Annotated in this window: 18 protein-coding genes; 11 read left to right on the plus strand and 7 right to left on the minus strand. The window is 74.9% G+C overall.

The annotated features are described in order from the left end of the window. Positions 1-17: 17 nt before the first annotated feature. Positions 18-1151: a lytic polysaccharide monooxygenase gene (locus tag OOK41_RS12930; protein WP_266264852.1), complete on the minus strand. Its 1134-nt coding sequence runs from the start codon at positions 1149-1151 to the stop codon at positions 18-20. Between the two features lie 360 nt (positions 1152-1511). Here OOK41_RS12930 and OOK41_RS12935 point away from each other — a divergent pair, with 360 nt between their 5' ends. Continuing rightward, positions 1512-2447, plus strand: coding sequence for a PfkB family carbohydrate kinase (locus OOK41_RS12935; RefSeq protein ID WP_266264854.1), 936 nt, complete (start codon positions 1512-1514; stop codon positions 2445-2447). A gap of 152 nt (positions 2448-2599) precedes the next feature. Here OOK41_RS12935 and OOK41_RS12940 read toward each other — a convergent pair whose 3' ends face one another. Next, positions 2600-3868 carry a multidrug effflux MFS transporter gene (locus OOK41_RS12940; protein ID WP_266264855.1) on the minus strand — a complete coding sequence of 423 codons (1269 nt, stop codon included), beginning with the start codon at positions 3866-3868 and terminating at the stop codon, positions 2600-2602. Positions 3869-3947: 79 nt separating this feature from the next. Here OOK41_RS12940 and OOK41_RS12945 point away from each other — a divergent pair, with 79 nt between their 5' ends. Next, positions 3948-4394 carry a MarR family winged helix-turn-helix transcriptional regulator gene (locus tag OOK41_RS12945; protein WP_266264857.1) on the plus strand — a complete coding sequence of 149 codons (447 nt, stop codon included), beginning with the start codon at positions 3948-3950 and terminating at the stop codon, positions 4392-4394. Positions 4395-4535: 141 nt separating this feature from the next. On the opposite strand, the gene OOK41_RS12950 is transcribed toward OOK41_RS12945, so the two are convergent. Then, entirely contained in the window at positions 4536-5366 is an 831-nt protein-coding gene (locus OOK41_RS12950) for an MBL fold metallo-hydrolase (RefSeq protein WP_266264859.1), read from the minus strand. After that, positions 5363-5806: a thioesterase family protein gene (locus tag OOK41_RS12955; protein WP_117669665.1), complete on the minus strand. Its 444-nt coding sequence runs from the start codon at positions 5804-5806 to the stop codon at positions 5363-5365. The genes OOK41_RS12950 and OOK41_RS12955 overlap by 4 nt, the downstream gene beginning before the upstream one ends. Positions 5807-5866: 60 nt before the next feature. Here OOK41_RS12955 and OOK41_RS12960 point away from each other — a divergent pair, with 60 nt between their 5' ends. Both OOK41_RS12960 and OOK41_RS12965 read left to right on the plus strand, forming a co-directional pair. Beyond that, on the plus strand, positions 5867-6931 hold the full coding sequence (locus OOK41_RS12960) for a phosphatase PAP2 family protein (protein ID WP_266264864.1): 1065 nt from the start codon (positions 5867-5869) through the stop codon (positions 6929-6931). A gap of 46 nt (positions 6932-6977) precedes the next feature. Beyond that, entirely contained in the window at positions 6978-7460 is a 483-nt protein-coding gene (locus OOK41_RS12965) for a hypothetical protein (protein WP_266264866.1), read from the plus strand. A gap of 76 nt (positions 7461-7536) precedes the next feature. Here OOK41_RS12965 and OOK41_RS12970 read toward each other — a convergent pair whose 3' ends face one another. The 3 genes from OOK41_RS12970 to OOK41_RS12980 all read right to left on the minus strand — a co-directional run bounded on the left by OOK41_RS12970 (position 7537) and on the right by OOK41_RS12980 (position 9903). Then, complete coding sequence (locus OOK41_RS12970) at positions 7537-8844, minus strand: PH domain-containing protein (RefSeq protein WP_266267804.1); 1308 nt, start codon at positions 8842-8844, stop codon at positions 7537-7539. A 92-nt stretch (positions 8845-8936) separates the two neighbouring features. Then, positions 8937-9416 (minus strand): PH domain-containing protein, encoded by a 480-nt coding sequence (locus tag OOK41_RS12975; RefSeq protein ID WP_117669672.1) that lies wholly within the window; start codon positions 9414-9416, stop codon positions 8937-8939. 256 nt (positions 9417-9672) lie between these two features. After that, positions 9673-9903 carry a hypothetical protein gene (locus OOK41_RS12980; RefSeq protein ID WP_117669661.1) on the minus strand — a complete coding sequence of 77 codons (231 nt, stop codon included), beginning with the start codon at positions 9901-9903 and terminating at the stop codon, positions 9673-9675. A 238-nt stretch (positions 9904-10141) separates the two neighbouring features. Here OOK41_RS12980 and OOK41_RS12985 point away from each other — a divergent pair, with 238 nt between their 5' ends. The 7 genes from OOK41_RS12985 to OOK41_RS13015 all read left to right on the plus strand — a co-directional run bounded on the left by OOK41_RS12985 (position 10142) and on the right by OOK41_RS13015 (position 17313). Continuing rightward, entirely contained in the window at positions 10142-11257 is a 1116-nt protein-coding gene (locus OOK41_RS12985) for a MoxR family ATPase (RefSeq protein WP_117669660.1), read from the plus strand. Beyond that, entirely contained in the window at positions 11254-12258 is a 1005-nt protein-coding gene (locus OOK41_RS12990; protein WP_266264869.1) for a DUF58 domain-containing protein, read from the plus strand. The genes OOK41_RS12985 and OOK41_RS12990 overlap by 4 nt, the downstream gene beginning before the upstream one ends. Then, positions 12255-13205, plus strand: a complete 951-nt coding sequence (locus tag OOK41_RS12995) for a VWA domain-containing protein (protein ID WP_117669659.1) — start codon at positions 12255-12257, stop codon at positions 13203-13205. Before OOK41_RS12990 ends, OOK41_RS12995 begins: the two co-directional genes overlap by 4 nt. 589 nt (positions 13206-13794) lie before the next feature. After that, entirely contained in the window at positions 13795-14499 is a 705-nt protein-coding gene (gene fabG / locus OOK41_RS13000) for a beta-ketoacyl-ACP reductase (RefSeq protein WP_266264871.1), read from the plus strand. A gap of 38 nt (positions 14500-14537) precedes the next feature. After that, entirely contained in the window at positions 14538-15305 is a 768-nt protein-coding gene (gene fabI, locus OOK41_RS13005; RefSeq protein WP_266264872.1) for an enoyl-ACP reductase FabI, read from the plus strand. 123 nt (positions 15306-15428) lie between these two features. Beyond that, a complete protein-coding gene (locus tag OOK41_RS13010; protein WP_266264874.1) occupies positions 15429-16457 on the plus strand; it encodes a ferrochelatase in 1029 nt (342 codons plus the stop codon). A 76-nt stretch (positions 16458-16533) separates the two neighbouring features. Next, complete coding sequence (locus OOK41_RS13015; protein ID WP_117669655.1) at positions 16534-17313, plus strand: HAD-IIA family hydrolase; 780 nt, start codon at positions 16534-16536, stop codon at positions 17311-17313. Positions 17314-17319: the final 6 nt, after the last annotated feature.

Genomic DNA, 17319 nt, shown 5'->3' on the forward strand with positions numbered 1-17319 from the left:
GGCTCACCCGGGCGGGGTCACGCCCGGGCGCAGCTCACCGCTGGCAGGGCGTTCGTCCCGGTGCTGCTGGCCACGAAGCCGAACGTCGTCGTCCCCTCCGGGGCGACCGTGCCGTTCCAGGCCGCGTTGGTCACCGTGGTGGTCGACCCGGACGTGGTGTACGAGCCGTTCCACAGGCTCTGGATCGTCTGCCCGCTCGGCCAGGTCAGCGTCGCCTTCCAGCCGGCGAACGACGTGCTGCCGTGGTTCATGATCGTCACCTCGCCCTGGAATCCGCCGGACCAGGTGCCGACCACCTGGTAGACCGCCATGCAGTCCCCGCTGTGCGGCGGCGGGGTGGTCGGGCTCGGCGGCGGCGTGGTGGGGCTGGGCGGCGGGGTGGTCGGGTTCGGCGGGGGAGTCGTCGGGTTCGGCGGCGGGGTGGTCGGGTTGGGCGAGCCGCCGTTGCCCACCCCGGTGACCTCGCCGTTGCCGCCGTCGAAGGCCACGTCGGAGCAGCCGAAGAAGTTCTCCTGGCTGTCCGAGCGGACCCAGCGCGAGTAGATGATGTGCCGGCCGCTCTTGTTCGACGGCAGGTTGCCGCTGAAGTAGTAGTGCCCCTCGTTGGTGCCCACCCCGCCGTTCTGCGGCGGGTTGGTCACCGTGAGGAAGGGCTGCTCCTCCAGGTCGCTCCAGGCCAGCGGCCGGGTCGGGCTCCAACTGTCCTTCGTCACGTAGAAGTAGAAGGTGCCCGGGTGGTGCGCCCAGTTGCTGTACTTGAAGTCGTGCCGGGCCCCGGCGGTCAGGTGGGTCAGCGGCCAGTCGGTGCGGGCCTGGTCGTACCCGCTGAAGCCGGGGTTGCCGCCGCTGCACAGCTTGCCGTCGGGGATGAAACCGACGGTCCGGCCGCCGGCGTCGGAGCGCAGCACGCTGAACCAGTTGTACAGCGAGTTAGCCCCGCTCTCGGCGACCGCCGCTGTGCAGGCCGGGTTGATCGGCTTGATCTCACCGGTGCTGGTGAGGCCGTCCTTCCAGCAGAGGTAGGTCCGGGCGCCGGGGGTCATCGAGGCGCCGTGGGCGGCGGCCGGGTCGGGGCCGGCCGTCAGGGCGACGGCGCCCGCGGCGAGGGTGGCGGCTGCGGTGAGCAGCGCGGCCGTACGGGAACGGGTCACGGGGTTCTCCTGACTCGCGGGACGACCGCACCGGACGTCCCGCTGCGAACGAGCGGATGTGACGATCGCGGCGCCGCGCCCAGGGCCCGCAGGGCGGACGGAGCGCGGGTCACCGGCGGTCCGCCTCGGCGGACCGGCGTGCCCCTCGCGCTGGCTCTCTCCCGTCGCCGGCGGGCGGCAGCCCCCGCACCGACCGGCAGCGCCATCTCACCACGCCGGGGCAGCCCCACGCAATAGCCGCCTGTCGATGAGTGTCGCCGCGCTCCGGGGTCGTCCGCGGCGGAGTCCGGGTCCGTCCGCGCCCCCGCCCGGCGGTACGACAGGATCGGGGTACGGCGGTGACGGACGGAGGGACCCACGATGGGATACGCGGTGGTGCTCGGCGAGGCGCTGGTCGACCTGCTCGACGCGGAGTGCGCCGGCCGGCCCGTGTTCCGCCAGGAGATCGGCGGCGGGCCGCTCAACGTGGCCGTCGGGGTGGCCCGGCTCGGCGGGCGGGTGCAGTTCGTCGGCTCGCTCGGCGACGACGTGCTCGCCGACCGGATCCGCGCCTTCCTGGCCGACGCCGGGGTCGGGCTCGACGGGACGGTCACCGTGCCCGTGGCGACCGCGCTCGCGGTGGCCACCCACTGCGGCGCCGAGCCGGACTTCCGCTTCTACGGCGAGCCACCGTCGTACGGGCTGCTCACCGCCGGCGACCTGGACGTCGGCCTGGTCGCGGGCGCCGAGGTGCTCTACTGCGGGTCGATCGTGCTGCTGCGCCCGGCCGTGCTGGCCGCCGCCCGCCGGGCCTGGTCCGCCGCGGGCGGGCTGCGGGTCTTCGACCCGAACGTGCGGCCCCGGCTGCTCGACGGGCCGGCCGCGCTGGCCGGGCTGCGCGCGACGGTGGCCGAGTTCGCCGCCGCCGCCCACCTGGTCAGGTTGAGCACCGCCGACGCCGAGTTGCTCTACCCCGGTGAGCCGGTCGAGGGGGTCGCCACGTACCTGCGCGAACTGGGCGCGGCGACCGTGGTGGTCACCCTCGGCCCGGCCGGCGCGGTGGTCGCCGCCGCCGGCGCCGATCCGGTACGTGTGCCCGCGCCGAAGGTGCGCGCGGTGGACGCCACCGGCGCCGGCGACTCGGTGATGGGCGCGCTCATCGCCGATCTGCTGGTCGACGGCGAGCCGACCGACCCGGCCGACTGGCACCGGCGGGTCGCGTTCGCGCTGCGGGTCGCCGGCCTGGTGTGCGAGACGCCGGGCGGTGCGGTGGCCATGCCCACCCGCGCCGAGGTGCTGCGCCGCTTCGCCGGCTGACCCGCCGGCCCCGTCCGCCCGGCCCGCCCGTCCGGCCCCGTCCGGCCCCGTCCGGCCCCGTCCGGCCCCGTCCGGCCCCGTCCGGCCCCGACCGGGCCGGATGCCGGTACAGCCCGGTCCCGGTCCGGCCGGGGGACCTGTCGGCGCGGGGGTCAGCGGTCGGTGGACCGGGCCAGGGTGAGCACGGCGGCCAGGGAGAGCACGGCGGCGCCGGCCAGCACGGCCGCCATCGGCACGGCGCTGCCCTCGCCGCCCAGCCCGACCAGCGGCGCGGCCAGCGCGCCGATCACCGACTGGAGCGCCCCCAGCAGCGCGGCGGCCGTGCCGGCGTGGCTGGCGTGCCGGTCCAGCGCCAGCGCCGTGCTGTTGGGCATCACCATGCCGATCGTGCCGACGAAGACGAACAACGCGACGGCGAGCGGCCACAGGCTGCCGGCCACCGCGCCGGTCAGCACGCCCACGGCGGCCCCGGTGCCGACCAGCAGCGTGGCGACCAGCAGGACGCCCGGGCCGAACCGGTCGAGCAGTCGGGCGTTGGCCTGCCCGGCGGCGACCAGGGCGAGCGCGTTGAGGCCGAAGATCAGGCTGAACGTGCCGCCGGAGACGCCGAACACGTCCTGGAAGACGAACGACGAGCCGGAGATGTACGCGAACAGGGCGGCGAAGGCCAGCCCCTGGGTCAGCACGTATCCCAGGTAGACCCGGTCGGACAGCAGCGACCCCATGGTCCGGGCGGTGCCGGCCAGGCCCCCGGTGCTGCGCCGCCCGGCGGGAAGCGTCTCGGGCAGCCACCGGGCCGCCGCCGCGGCGAGCAGCAGGCCGATCACCGCGAGGGTGACGAAGACCGCCCGCCAGGACCCGAACCGCAGCACCAGGCTGCCGACGCCGGGCGCGGCCACCGGGGCCACCCCGAAGACCAGGGTGAGCCGGGAGAAGTACTTCGCGGCGGCCCGGCCGGCGTACAGGTCGCGGACGATTGCCCGGGCCACCACCACGCCCGTCCCGCCGGCGAAGCCCTGCACGAAGCGGGCCGCGGCGAGCGTGCCGGCGTTCGGGGCGACCGCGCAGACCAGGGCCAGCAGCGCGTACCCGACGAGCCCGACGAGCACCGGCCGGCGGCGGCCCCACCGGTCACTCAGCGGGCCGGTGACGAGCTGGCCGAGGGCGAGGCCGATCAGGCAGGTGGTCAGCGAGAGCTGGATCTGGGCCTGGCTGGCCCCCAGCTCGTCGGTCATCGCCGGGAACGCCGGCAGGTACATGTCCAGCGAGAGGGGGCCGACCGCGGTGAGCGCCCCGAGCAGCACCAGCAGCCCGACACCGCCGCCCCGATCGGTCGGCCCGCCCGCCGTGGCCGCCCGGCCGGCGCCGCGCGGACCGGGAACCGGCGTCGAACCGCCGGTCGACTGCACCGCACGCGTCACGAGGCCCCCCAGGGAAGATCGGTACCGGGTAACCTTAGCTCTGTTCTCAGACATGTTTCGCTGTGAAGTAGGTGACCCGGTGCCGACCGACGAGACCGCTGCCCGGCTCGGCGCCGCCGTGGCGGAGCTGCACCGGCTGCTGCGCCGCCGCACCACCCGGCGGGCCAACCGGCCGGCGCTGGCCGAGGCGCAGGTGGAACTGCTGCTGGTGGTCCGCGCCCACCCCGACGTCAGCGTCAAGGAGGCGGCCCGGCGGCTGCGCACCGCGCCGAACACGGTGAGCACCCTGGTCGGTGACCTGGTCGACGCCGGGCTGCTGCACCGCGAGCGGGATCCGGGCGACCGGCGGCTGGTCCGGCTGCGCCTCACCGACGCCGCGCGGCAGCGGATGGCCGACTACGAGCGGCACCGCGCCGAGCTGCTCGCCGACGCCCTCGCCGCCCTGGATCCGGCCGCCCGCCGGGCCCTCGCGGAGGCCCTGCCGCACCTGGACACCCTGGCCGCCCTCATCACGGCCGCCGACTGACCCACTCCCACCGCGTGGGCCCCGCGCTCCCGGTTGCTGACCGAGGGGGGCGCCGGTCCGCCCCCGACGTCGGCCGCCCCACGGCCGCCGCGACGTTCGTCGACACCCGGCGGCCCGGCCGGCGGCCGGGGCGGGGAGCGGTCAGGCGGTGCCGTCGAGTTCGGCGTAGCCGCGGCGGGCCGCGAGCAGGGCGGCGCGGGCCCCGAAGGGGGCGTCGGCGGCCACCCGCTCCGGTGGGGCGCCGCCGGTGTGGCCGGCCCGGATCAGCCAGGCCAGCTCGACCAGCTCGCCGTGCTGGGCCCGGACGAACTCCGGGTCGACCAGTTCGCCGTGCCCGGGCACGACGACCGTGCCCGGGGTGGTCAGCCGCAGCAGCTCGGCCACCGCGTCCGGCCACTGCAACGGGTACGACTCCTCGAACGCCGGTGGGCCGCCCTGCTCGACCAGGTCCCCGGCGACCAGCACGTCCGCGTCCGGCACGTGCACCACCAGGTCGGCGTCGGTGTGCCCGTGCCCCGGGTGGCGCAGCAGCACCCGCCGGCCCCCGACGTCCAGCACCGTCTCCGTGCGTACGACGTGCGTGGGGGCCAGCAGCGCCGTGCCGGCCAGCTCGGCGGCCAGCGCCGGCCGCTCGCCGCGCACCTCCTCGTACGCCGCCCGGCGCAGCTCGTCGGGGCGCTCGCGCAGCGCCGCGGCGGCGACCTCGTGCGCGTACACCGGTCGGGCCGGGTCGGCGGCCAGGGTGGCGTTGCCGAAGCAGTGGTCGAAGTGGTGGTGGGTGTTCACCACCGTCCACGGGTGCGGGGTCACCGCCCGGGCCGCGGCGGCCAGCTCGGCGGCCTGCCCGGCGGTGGAGAGGGTGTCCACCACCAGCGCCGCGCCGTCGCCGACGACCAGCGTGACGTTGACGTCGAGCAGCGGCTCCCGCAGCACGTGCACCCGGTCGGCGATCTCGACGAACCGCGGCGTCATGACGCCGCCGCCGGGCGACCGCCGGCCGCGGCGTCGGACCGGGCCCCGCCGGCCCGCTCGACGAAGCGCTGCCGGTCGACCAGCACCCGGTCCACCAGCCCCCGGGCGACCGTCTCCGCGCCGTCGGTGACGCTCACCACGAACCGCAGCCGCCGCCCGTCGACCGTGGCGAGCCGGGCGTGCGCCGCCACCGTACGGCCGACCGGGGTGGCGGCCAGGTGGTCCAGCTCGACCCGGAGCCCGACCGTGGTCCGGCCGGGCGGCATGTCGTCGGCGGTGGCCGCGACCGTGGCCGCCTCGACCAGGGCGAGCACCCGGGGGGTGCCCAGCACCGGCACGTCGCCGGAGCCGACGGCCCGCGCGGTGTCGGCGTCGGTCACGGTCAGCTCGACCCGGGCCGACAGGCCCGGCGCGAGGGGTTGCTCCGACTGCTCCTGCATGCGCCCAGCCTAGGTGGTCGGCGTCGGCCGGTCGCGGTGCCGCCGTTAACCTGGACGGCGATGGCCGTCGTGACTGACCCCCGGACCCCCGCCCCCGCCGGACCGCCCGCCCCACCCGACGGCGGTCGCCGCCGGGTGATCGCCATGTCGGTCTGGGCCGCGGCCTTCGTGGCCGCCTGGCTCGGCATCGGCCTGCCCACCGACCCGGCGTACGCGTTCCTCTGGATCTGGGCGGGCACCGTCGCCTGGAACTCGCACCGCCCGTGGCGCAGCCACCTGCTGTTCGCCCGGGACTGGGTACCGGTGGTGCTGCTCCTCGCGGCCTACAACCTGTCCCGGGGGTTCGCCGACAACGGGGCCACCCCGCACGCGATGGAGCTGATCGTCGCCGACCGGTTCATGTTCGGCTGGGCGACCGGCGGCGAGGTGCCGACCGTCTGGTTGCAGGAGCACCTCTACCGGCCCGAGGTGCAGTGGTGGGACGTGCTCGCGAGCTGGGTCTACTTCTCCCACTTCGTGGTGACCCTCGCCGCCGCCGGGGTGCTCTGGATGCGGAACCGGGAACGGTGGGCCGCGTACATGCGGCGCTTCGGGTTCCTCTGTGCGGCCGGGCTGGCCACGTACTTCCTCTACCCGGCCGCCCCGCCCTGGTGGGCGGCGCAGAACGGCCTGCTCACCGAGGTGGCCCGGATCTCCACCCGGGGCTGGAAGGCGTTCGGCATGCACGGCGCGGGCAACCTGCTCAACGCCGGGCAGATCGCCTCCAACCCGGTGGCCGCGATGCCGTCGCTGCACACCGCGTGGGCGCTGTTCGTGGTGCTGTTCTTCCTGCGGGCGACCCGCCGACGGTGGTGGCCGCTGCTGCTGGCGTACCCGCTGGCGATGACCTTCACCCTGGTCTACTCCGGTGAGCACTACGTCATCGACGTGCTGGTCGGCTGGGCGTACGTGGGGATGACCTTCCTCGTGGTCGGCCTGGCCGAGCGCTGGTGGGCGGCCCGGCGGGCGCGCCGGACGCCGGTCGGGCCGGAGCCGGCCGACGGCCCCACGGGCGGGCCGGAGCCGGAACCGGCCGGTCCCACCACCACCGCCGACGGGCCGCCGGCGGTCCAGGCCACCCGCTGAGCGCCTTGTCCCAGCACGTCGTGCTGCTCGCCTGAAAGGGGCCCTCGTGACCTCGACCGTGTCCCGTCCTGGCATCGGGCCGCTGATCTTCGACCGAGGACCTGGTGCCCTACGCGGGTGGGCTGCGCAGCGACCCCCGCACAGCTCGCTGTACTCCGAACCGGTCGAGGTCAACATCCTGCTCGACGGCACGGACGACCTTGACCGCGCTGATCTGCCCCTGATCGTCGAGGTGCTCGGCAGGGTCGACCACTACCTGGAGGCCGGGCTTCGTTTCGTACACCGGGTGCTCCTGAGCGACCCGGCCCTGTTCGGCCTTACCGAGGCAGAGCTGGACTCCTACCGAAACTTCCGCGTCGAGGAATTCCCGCTGGCTTCCCCAGAGCTCAACTTCTACCTCGACGAATGGCACATTCGCTTTGCCGACGGGCGGCTGCCCATCTGCCACCCGTACGGTCTCGCGGTCACTTTCCACCGGAGGACACCGGTTCGGGTCGACGACCTGAGCGACAGCGAAGAAATCGGTTGATCCAGGAGAACCTGCGCTCGACCACCCACCTTCCAGGGAGGCACCTGGCCGCCGATCCGGCCAGCGAAGTCACCGCTCACCTGTGCAGGTGGCGGGCGGCCTGTGCCCGCGCGGTCAGCTCCGCCGCCAGCCACCATGCCTCGGCGAGGTCGCGGTCGTGCGCGGCGGCGCCCGCGCCGCCCGCGGTGTCCGCGTGCACGGTCGCCAGCCGCAGCCGCCGCTGCGCGGGGCCCTGGGTCACCCGCACGCTCTGGATCCGGGCGTACGGCACGACGGTGAGCTGCCGGGCGACCAGCCCGGACCGGGCGGCGAAGACCCGTTCGTCGAGCCCGGCGCCGACGGCCCGGCGGCTCAGCGGGCGCAGCCACCGGGCCCGGGTCGGCGGGAGGCTCGTCGCCAGCCCGCTCAGCCGGACCCCCGGCAGCACCTCCGCCACGATCCGTTCCCCGGTGGCCGCGTCACCCACCGGCAGCAGCCGGTCGGGGCGGTTCCGGTCGTCCGGCTCGCCGGCCGCGTAGCCGGCCACCTCAAGCCGCAGCCGCAGCCAGCCCTTGGCGCGCCAGAGCAGCGGCCAGGTCACCCCGACCGTCTGCACCCGGTTCAGCGGCACGGTCTGCGCCCGGGTCTCCAGCAGGCCGTTGCGGATCCGCAGGGTGCCCTCGTCCCGGGCCAGCCGGAAGTTCCAGTCGTCGAGGACGCGGCGTACCGGTTGCAGCAGCACGCCGGCCATCGCGGTGAGCGTGCTCGCCACCGCGATGAACGACCAGGAGCCCTCGGAGAGGAACTGGGCCGCGACGAAGGCCACGCCGAAGGGGAGCAGGAACGCTTGCGGGGTGAGCAGTTGGCTGACCAGCAGGTCCCGGTTGGCCACGTCGTGCAGCGCCCGGCCCGGCGGGACCGGCGAGGCCCCGTGTCCCACCCCCGGCCCGGCCGCCGCCGGGGTCGCCGCCCGGGGGCCGGGGGCGGCCCCGGTACCGGCGAGCGCGAGCAGCCGCTGCCGCAGGGCGGCGGCCTCGGCCACCCCCAGGTACGCCAGCGGCGCCTCGGTCTTCCCGCCGCCGACCACCTCCAGCCGCAGCTCGGCCAGCCCGGTGAGCTGGGCGAGCAGCGGGCGGACCACCTCGACGGCCTGGAGGCGCTCCAGCGGGATGGCCCTGGTGCGCCGCCAGAGCAGGCCCTCGTACACCCGCAGTTCCCGGCCGACCACGTGGTAGCCGGTGTTGTACCAACTGACCACCGCGAGCACCGTCGCGCCGAGGGCCAGCGCGGTCACCATCGCCGCGAACCAGCCGAAGCCGACCCGGGACAGGGTCGACCAGGACAGCCCGGCGATGACCACCACCAGCGACTTGGCCCCGTGCAGCGCCGGACTCAGCGGGTGCAACCGCTGCCGCGGCTCCCCGCCCCCGGCCTGCTGGTCGGGGAACTGCGGGGAGCGGGGGGCGCCGGTGGGGTCGGTGTTGTGCTGGCCCTGGCTCACAGGCCCTCCGCGCGGTCCTCGCCGAGCGCGGTGAGCCGGTCGCGCAGCCGGGACGCCTCCGCCGGGGGCAGCCCCGGCACCCGGGCGTCGCTGGCCGCGGCGGCGGTGTGTAGCTGCACCGTGGCCAGGTCGAAGGCCCGTTCCAGCGGACCGGCGCTGACGTCGACGAACTGCATCCGCGAGTACGGCACGATGGACAGTCGGCGGACCAGCAGCCCGTGCCGCACCAGCAGATCGTTCTCACGCTCGGCGTACCCCCAGGCGTGCACCGCGCGCACGATGGTGACCACCCGCCACGCGCCGGCCAGCACGACCGCGCCGAGGGCACCGCCGAACAGCCAGTGCCCGCTCAACGCCCAGCCGACGGCGAGACCCAGCAGCAGCACCCCGAGCACCGCGGCCAGCCGCAGCAGCTCCACCCAGATCAGGTTGGGGGACACCGGCTGCCACCGCACGGTGTCCGGCCACGGCTCCAGCGGGCCCGGCGGGAACGGCGCCGCCCCGGTCGGGGCCGGCGGCGGTCCGGCCGCGAACGATCCCGCACCGGCGCCGGGCGACTCCGGCCCGGCGGGACAGGGGTACGGCCCGGAGGGCCCCGGGGGCGGCGCGGGGTGCGACCCGGGCGGAGTGGGTGGCGGCGCGGGGTGCGACCCGGGCAGGCCGGCCGACTGGCCGGGTGGGGGCGGGCCGCCGACGGGGTCGCCGGTCACCGGGAGGGTCCGCTCTGCGCGCTCACCAGTCGAGCGTAGGCGATCCGGCCAGTTGCGTGACCTCCCGAAGGAAGCCGCGTGCGTCGAGGAAGTCGCCGAGCGAGGACCGGTGCCCGGCGCAAGCGAGCCAGGTCTTGCGCCGGTCGGCGGTGTGCAGGCGGGGATTGTTCCAGCGCAGCGCCCACTCCGCTGGGGCGCGACAGCCCCGGGCCGAGCAGATCGGCACCGCGTCGGCGGGAAGGGAGGCGCTCATCCGGGCCAGTCTAGGCGCGCGGCGAGGAGTCTGAGCGCCGGGCGGCCACGGGGGGAGCCGCCCGGCGACGGGGTGAATGGTACACACGCCGGACCCCCTGGTGTAAACCCGTGATCGGCGTTTCGGGACGGCGGGACGGCGTGGCGGAAAACGGCTTCTCCCCGCCTCGGCACTCAGCCGGGCATGCGAGTCTTGATACGCACCACGCCGCGACAACCGATCATGCTGTGGAGGACCGGTGGCCCAGCCGACCACGCCCGACACCCCGACGCCGAACGGCAGCGCGCCGGACACTTTCCCGACGTCGGCGCCGCCGACGACCACCCCGGCCCAGGACGCGACGCTGCTGGAGCGGGCGCTGTTCGAGATCAAGCGGGTGATCGTCGGCCAGGACCGGATGGTCGAGCGGATGTTCGTGGCGCTGCTCGCCCGGGGGCACTGCCTGCTGGAGGGGGTGCCCGGGGTGGCGAAGACCCTCGCCGTGGAGACCCTCGCCAAGGTGGTCGGCGGATCCTTCGCCCGGGTGCAGTTCACCCCGGACCTGGTCCCCGCCGACATCATGGGCACCCGGATCTACCGGCAGTCCAGCGAGAAGTTCGACGTCGAGCTGGGCCCGGTCTTCGTCAACTTCCTGCTCGCCGACGAGATCAACCGGGCCCCGGCCAAGGTGCAGTCGGCCCTGCTGGAGGTGATGAGCGAGCGGCAGGTGTCCATCGGCGGCCAGACCCACCGGGTGCCGGACCCGTTCCTCGTGATGGCCACCCAGAACCCGATCGAGCAGGAGGGCGTCTACCCGTTGCCGGAGGCGCAGCGGGACCGCTTCCTGATGAAGATCGTCGTCGGATATCCGACCGACGCCGAGGAGCGGGAGATCGTGTACCGGATGGGGGTGGCCCCGCCGGAGCCGGCGCGGGTCTTCGACACCGAGGACCTGATCGCGCTGCAACGCAAGGCCGACCAGGTCTTCGTGCACAACGCGCTGGTCGACTACGCGGTGCGGCTGGTGCTGGCCACGCGTACCCCCGCCGAGCACGGCATGCCCGACGTCGCGCAGCTGATCCAGTACGGCGCCAGCCCGCGCGCCTCGCTCGGCCTGGTCCGGGCCACCCGGGCGCTGGCGCTGCTGCGCGGCCGGGACTACGCCCTCCCACAGGACGTGCAGGACATCGCACCGGACATCCTGCGCCACCGGCTGGTGCTCAGCTACGACGCGCTCGCCGACGACGTGCCGGCCGACCACGTGGTGCACCGGGTGATGTCGACCATCCCGCTGCCGTCGGTGACCCCGCGCCAGCAGGCCACCCCGGCCGGCCCGGCGCCGGCCGCCGCCGGGTGGCCCGGGCAGCGGCCGTGACCTCACCCACCCCCTCGGGGGGTACGCGGTGGTCGCCGTCACCCGCCGCCGCCCCCCGCAGCGAGGCGCTGCTGTCCCGGCTCCAGCTACTGGTCACCCGCAAGCTCGACGGCCTGCTCCAGGGCGACTACGCCGGGCTGCTGCCCGGCCCGGGCAGCGAGGCGGGGGAGTCGCGCGAGTACCGCCCCGGCGACGACGTACGCCGGATGGACTGGCCGGTGACCGCGCGCACGACGACGCCGCACGTGCGGCGCACCGTCGCCGACCGGGAGCTGGAGACGTGGCTCGCGGTGGACCTGTCCGCGAGCCTGGACTTCGGCACCGGCCAGTGGCTGAAGCGGGACGTGGTGGTGGCCGCCGCCGCCGCGCTGACCCACCTGACCGTACGCGGCGGCAACCGGATCGGGGCGGTGGTCGGCAGCGGCGCCGAGCCGGCCGCCCCGGCCGGACGCCGGCGGGGCGCGCCGCCGCCGGCCGGCCCCGGGCGGCTCGTCCGGCTGCCCGCCCGGTCCGGGCGCAAGGAGGCGCAGGGGCTGCTGCGGGCGATCGCCGGCACCGAGATCCGGCCCGGGCGCAGCGACCTGGGCGCGCTGGTCGACATGCTGAACCGGCCACCCCGCCGGCGCGGGGTCGCGGTGGTCATCTCCGACTTCCTCGCGCCGCCGCAGCAGTGGGTGCGGCCGATGCGTAAGCTGCGGGTCCGGCACGACGTGCTGGCGATCGAGGTGGTCGACCCGCGCGAGCTGGAGCTGCCCGACGTGGGGGTGCTGCCGGTGGTCGACCCGGAGACCGGGGAGCTGCACGAGGTGCAGACCGCCGATCCGCGGCTGCGCCGCCGCTACGCCGAGGCCGCCGCCGCCCAGCGGGCGGAGGTCTCCGCCCAGCTCCGCGCCGCCGGCGCGGCCCACCTGCGACTGCGGACCGACACCGACTGGCTGCTCGACATGGTGCGCTTCGTCGCCGCGCAGCGGCACGCCCGCACCCGGGGGACGACACGATGATCCGTTTTCTGCAACCGTGGTGGCTGCTGGCCGTGCTGCCGGTGCTCGCCCTCGCCGCGCTGTACGTGTGGCGGCAACTGCACCGCCGGGCGTACGCGATGCGGTTCACCAACGTGGACCTGCTGCGCACGCTCGCGCCGAAGGGGCTGGGCTGGCGGCGGCACGTGCCGGCCGTGGCGTTCCTGCTCAGCCTGCTGGTGCTGGCCACCGCCCTGGCCCGGCCGGCGATGGACACCAAGGAGCCGCTGGAGCGGGCCACCGTCATGCTGGCCATCGACGTGTCGCTGTCCATGCAGGCCGACGACGTGGCGCCGAACCGGCTGGAGGCCGCCCAGGAGGCGGCCAAGCAGTTCGTCGGCGAGCTGCCGGAGAGCTACAACCTCGGCCTGGTCTCGTTCGCCAAGTCGGCGAACGTGCTGGTGCCGCCCGGCAAGGACCGGGGCGCGGTGACCAGCGCGATCGACGGGCTGGTGCTGGCCGAGGCGACGGCGACCGGCGAGGCGGTGTTCACCTGCCTGGAGGCGATCCGGTCGGTGCCGGCCGACGGTGCGGCGGGCATCCCGCCGGCCCGGATCGTGCTGCTCTCCGACGGCTTCCGCACCTCCGGGCGGTCGGTGGAGGAGGCGGCCGCCGCCGCCCAGGCGGCCAATGTGCCGGTCTCCACCATCGCCTTCGGCACCGACGCCGGCCAGGTCGACATCGGCGGGCAGCTCCAGCGGGTGCCGGTGGACCGGCTGGCGCTGGCCGAGTTGGCGGAGACCACCGAGGGGTACTTCTACGAGGCCGCCTCGGTCAGCGAGCTGAAGAAGGTCTACCAGGACATGGGCAGCTCGATCGGGTTCCGCACCGAGCCCCGCGAGGTCACCCAGTGGTACGCCGGGATCGCGCTGCTGCTGGCCCTCTGCGCGGGCGCCAGCAGTCTCCTGTGGTCGGCCCGCCTGATCTGACCGGGTCCCGTCCCGCGTCCGCGTCGACCGTGGACGGTCGGCGTGGGCGGGGCGGTCAGTGCCCGGCGGAGGTGAGGACGAAGACGACGGCCACCCAGACGGCGGCGAGAGTGAAGCCCAGCGGGGCGACGTAACGGCTCATGGGAAGGCTCCGGTGGCGGCTGGACGGTCCGCGGTGTCGCGGGACCGCAGGGGTAGGCAGGACGCGCACACGAAGTCGTGACCGGGAGGCTCCCCGCGTCGTCCTCATCGGACGGCACGGCGCGGTCGCCCCGCCGGGGAGGCGAGGGTGGACGGCGGGGGGAGCGGAGCTGGGTCAGCTCACCTGCTGAGTCGTGGCTCAGCGGGGCTGACGATCGGCCCGGCCACGACTGGGAGGATCGCTATCTCGCACAGCGATCACCTCCTGCGGTCGGCCTGGTCCGGAACGTGGATCATCGTACACCCGGGGGTCGCCCGCCCGAATTCGGCCGCCGGCCCCGGGCCCGCCCAAAGCGGCACGGGCGGGCGACGCGCCCGCGTTAGCGCTTACCTGCCGGTAACGCCTAGGCTCCCCACCGACGTGGATCAGCGGAGCAGAGGGGGACCCGTGGCCCGAACCGTGCTGGTGACCGGCGGAAACCGGGGGATCGGCCTGGCCATCGCCCAGGCGTTCGCCAAGCAGGGCGACCGGGTGGCGGTGACGCACCGTAGCGGCAACGCCCCCGAGGGGTTGTTCGGCGTCACCTGTGACGTGACCGACTCCGCCTCCGTCGACGCGGCCTTCGGCACCATCGAGGCGGAGCTGGGCCCGGTCGAGGTGCTGGTGGCCAACGCCGGCATCACCGACGACACCCTGATCATGCGGATGTCGGAGGAGCAGTTCACCCGGGTGCTGGACACCAACCTCACCGGTGCGTTCCGCTGCGCCAAGCGTGCCTCGACGAAGATGCTCCGGGCCCGCTGGGGGCGGATGATCTTCATCTCCTCGGTCGTCGGCCTGTACGGCGGCCCCGGCCAGGTCAACTACGCGGCGAGCAAGGCCGGCATGGTCGGTGTGGCCCGCTCGATCACCCGGGAGCTGGGCGGACGCAACATCACCGCCAACGTCGTCGCGCCCGGCTTCATCGACACCGACATGACCGCCGCGCTGCCCGAGGACCGCCGGGCCGAGTACCTGAAGTCCATCCCCGCCGGTCGGTTCGCCACCCCCGACGAGGTCGCCGGGGTGGTCGCCTGGCTGGCCTCGGACGCCGCCGGCTACATCTCCGGCGCCGTGATCCCGGTCGACGGCGGCCTGGGCATGGGCCACTGACGCTGCTCATCGCACCGACTCAACGGAGGAACCCCGACATGTCCGGACTGCTGGCCGGTAAGCGGCTGCTGGTCACCGGCGTCATCACCGACGCCTCGATCGCCTTCTCCGTGGCGAAGCTCGCCCAGGAGAACGGCGCGCAGGTCGTGCTCACCGGCTACGGCCGGCTCTCCCTGGTCGAGCGGATCGCCCGGCGGCTGCCCGAGCCGGCCCCGGTGATCGAGCTGGACGTGACCGACGCCGAGCACCTCGCCGGTCTGGCCGACAAGGTCCGCGAGCACGCCGACGGCCTGGACGGGGTGGTGCACTCGATCGGCTTCGCCCCGCAGAGCTGCCTCGGCGGCGGGTTCCTCGACGCGCCGTGGGAGGACGTGGCGACCGCGCTGCACGTCTCGACGTACTCCTACAAGTCCCTCGCCATGGCGGCGCTGCCGCTGATGTCGCCGGGCGGCGCGGTGGTGGGTCTCACGTTCGACGCCACCAAGGCGTGGCCGGTCTACGACTGGATGGGCGTGGCCAAGGCCGGGCTGGAGTCCGCGTCCCGCTACCTCGCGCTGCACCTGGGCAAGCAGGGCATCCGCAGCAACCTGGTCGCCGCCGGCCCGCTGCGCACCATCGCGGCGAAGTCGATCCCCGGCTTCGAGCAGTTCGAGGACGCCTGGGCCGAGCGGGCCCCGCTGGGCTGGAGCCTCACCGACCAGGAGCCCGCCGCCCGGGCCTGCCTGGCGCTGCTGTCGGACTGGTTCCCGGCGACCACCGGCGAGATCGTGCACGTCGACGGCGGCTACCACGCCATCGGCTCCTGAGGTGTGACCACCGGCCCCCGGCCACCTTCCGAGGTGTGGCGGGGGCCACCTCGTGACACCCGGCTCAACGAGCTGACCAGGGGCCGTCGCCCGGCCGACCGGCGGGCGGGGAAGAATGGACCCATGGCGTACGACGCGTTGGTGCTGGTCTCCTTCGGCGGCCCCGAGCGGCCCGAGGACGTGCTGCCCTTCCTCCAGAACGTGACCCGGGGGCGGGGCGTGCCCCCGGAGCGGCTGGCGGAGGTCGTCGAGCACTACCAGCACTTCGGCGGGGTCTCCCCGATCAACCAGCAGTGCCGGGACCTGCTCGCCGCCGTCCGGGCGGACTTCGCCGCCCACGGCATCGACCTGCCGGTCTACTGGGGCAACCGGAACTGGGACCCGATGCTCGCCGACACCGTGGCGCGGATGCGCGACGACGGAATCACCACCGCCCTGGCGTTCGTGACCAGCGCGTACGGCGGCTACTCCTCCTGCCGGCAGTACCAGGAGGACATCGCGAAGGCCCGCGCGGCGGTCGGCCCGGACGCCCCGGTGATCGACAAGCTGCGCCAGTTCTGGGACCACCCGGGCTTCGTCGAGCCGCACGTCGACGCGGTCAGGACGGCCCTGGCCCAGCTCGACCCGGCGCGGCGGGCCAGCACCCGGCTCGTCTTCACCGCCCACTCCGTGCCCGTCTCGATGGCCGCCAACGCCGGCCCGCACGGCGGCCGGTACACCGCCCAGCTCGCCGAGGTGGCCCGGCTGGTGCACGCGACCGCCGCCCCCGACCTGCCGTACGACCTGGTGTGGCAGAGCCGCTCCGGCCCGCCGCAGGTGCCGTGGCTGGAACCGGACGTCAACGACCACCTGGCCGCCGTCGCCGAGGCCGGCACCACCGCCGTGGTGGTCAGCCCGATCGGGTTCGTCTCCGACCACCTGGAGGTGGTGTGGGACCTGGACACCGAGGCGCTGGAGACCGCCAAGCAGCTCGGCCTGGACTACGTGCGGGCCGGCACCCCGGGCACCGACCCGCGGTTCGTGGCCATGGTGCGCGAACTGGTCGCCGAGCGCACCGAGCCGGGCGGGCAGCGGCTGCGCCGCCGTCTCGGCGAGCTGGCGCTGTGGGACACCTGCCCGACGGTGTGCTGCGTGCCGGCCCGCCGGCCCTGACCCGCCGCCCGCCACCTCCGACACCCGTGCGGGTCGCCGTCCGGCGGCCCCGCCCCGACACCCCCTGGGACGACGAATGTACGAGCGAAAGCCGGTGCAGAGCTGGCTGACCGACATGGACGGCGTGCTGGTGCACGAGGGCCAGCCGGTGCCCGGCGCGCCGGAGTTCATCAACAAGCTGCGGGCCTCCGGCAAGCCGTTCCTGGTGCTGACCAACAACTCCATCTACACCCCGCGCGACCTGCAGGCCCGGCTGACCCGGATGGGCTTCGAGGTGCCCGAGCACGCCATCTGGACGGCGGCGCTGGCCACCGCCCAGTTCCTGGCCGACCAGCGGCCGGGCGGCACCGCGTACGCGATCGGGGAGGCCGGGCTGACCACCGCGCTGCACGCGGTCGGCTACGTGCTCACCGACTTCGCCCCCGACTACGTGGTGCTGGGGGAGACCCGGACGTACAGCTTCGAGGCGATCACCAAGGCGGTCCGGCTGATCAACGAGGGGGCCCGGTTCATCTGCACCAACCCGGACGTCACCGGCCCGTCGGTCGAGGGCGCGCTGCCGGCCGCCGGTTCGGTCGCGGCGATGATCTCGAAGGCGACCGGGGTGGAGCCCTATTTCGTCGGCAAGCCCAACCCGATGATGATGCGCTCGGCGCTGAACACCATCGACGCGCACTCCGAGACGACCGCGATGATCGGCGACCGGATGGACACCGACGTGCTGTGCGGCCTGGAGGCCGGGCTGGAGACCATCCTGGTGCTGACCGGGATCAGCACCAGGACCGAGGCGGAGCGGTACCCGTACCGCCCGTCCCGGATCGTCGACTCCGTGGCCGACCTGATGGACGAGATCTGACCCCGG

Source organism: Micromonospora sp. NBC_01655 (assembly GCF_026339755.1).
Classification (GTDB): Bacteria; Actinomycetota; Actinomycetes; order Mycobacteriales; family Micromonosporaceae; genus Micromonospora.

Excerpts from the sequence above, each read along its gene's own strand:
- OOK41_RS12935 (WP_266264854.1), top strand. The coding sequence starts at position 1,512 with ATGGGATACGCGGTGGTGCTCGGCGAGGCGCTGGTCGACCTGCTCGAC.
- OOK41_RS12950 (WP_266264859.1), bottom strand. The coding sequence starts at position 5,366 with ATGACGCCGCGGTTCGTCGAGATCGCCGACCGGGTGCACGTGCTGCGG.
- OOK41_RS12955 (WP_117669665.1), bottom strand. The coding sequence starts at position 5,806 with ATGCAGGAGCAGTCGGAGCAACCCCTCGCGCCGGGCCTGTCGGCCCGG.
- OOK41_RS12960 (WP_266264864.1), top strand. The coding sequence starts at position 5,867 with ATGGCCGTCGTGACTGACCCCCGGACCCCCGCCCCCGCCGGACCGCCC.
- OOK41_RS12980 (WP_117669661.1), bottom strand. The coding sequence starts at position 9,903 with ATGAGCGCCTCCCTTCCCGCCGACGCGGTGCCGATCTGCTCGGCCCGG.
- OOK41_RS12995 (WP_117669659.1), top strand. The coding sequence starts at position 12,255 with ATGATCCGTTTTCTGCAACCGTGGTGGCTGCTGGCCGTGCTGCCGGTG.
- fabI (WP_266264872.1), top strand. The coding sequence starts at position 14,538 with ATGTCCGGACTGCTGGCCGGTAAGCGGCTGCTGGTCACCGGCGTCATC.
- OOK41_RS13010 (WP_266264874.1), top strand. The coding sequence starts at position 15,429 with ATGGCGTACGACGCGTTGGTGCTGGTCTCCTTCGGCGGCCCCGAGCGG.
- OOK41_RS13015 (WP_117669655.1), top strand. The coding sequence starts at position 16,534 with ATGTACGAGCGAAAGCCGGTGCAGAGCTGGCTGACCGACATGGACGGC.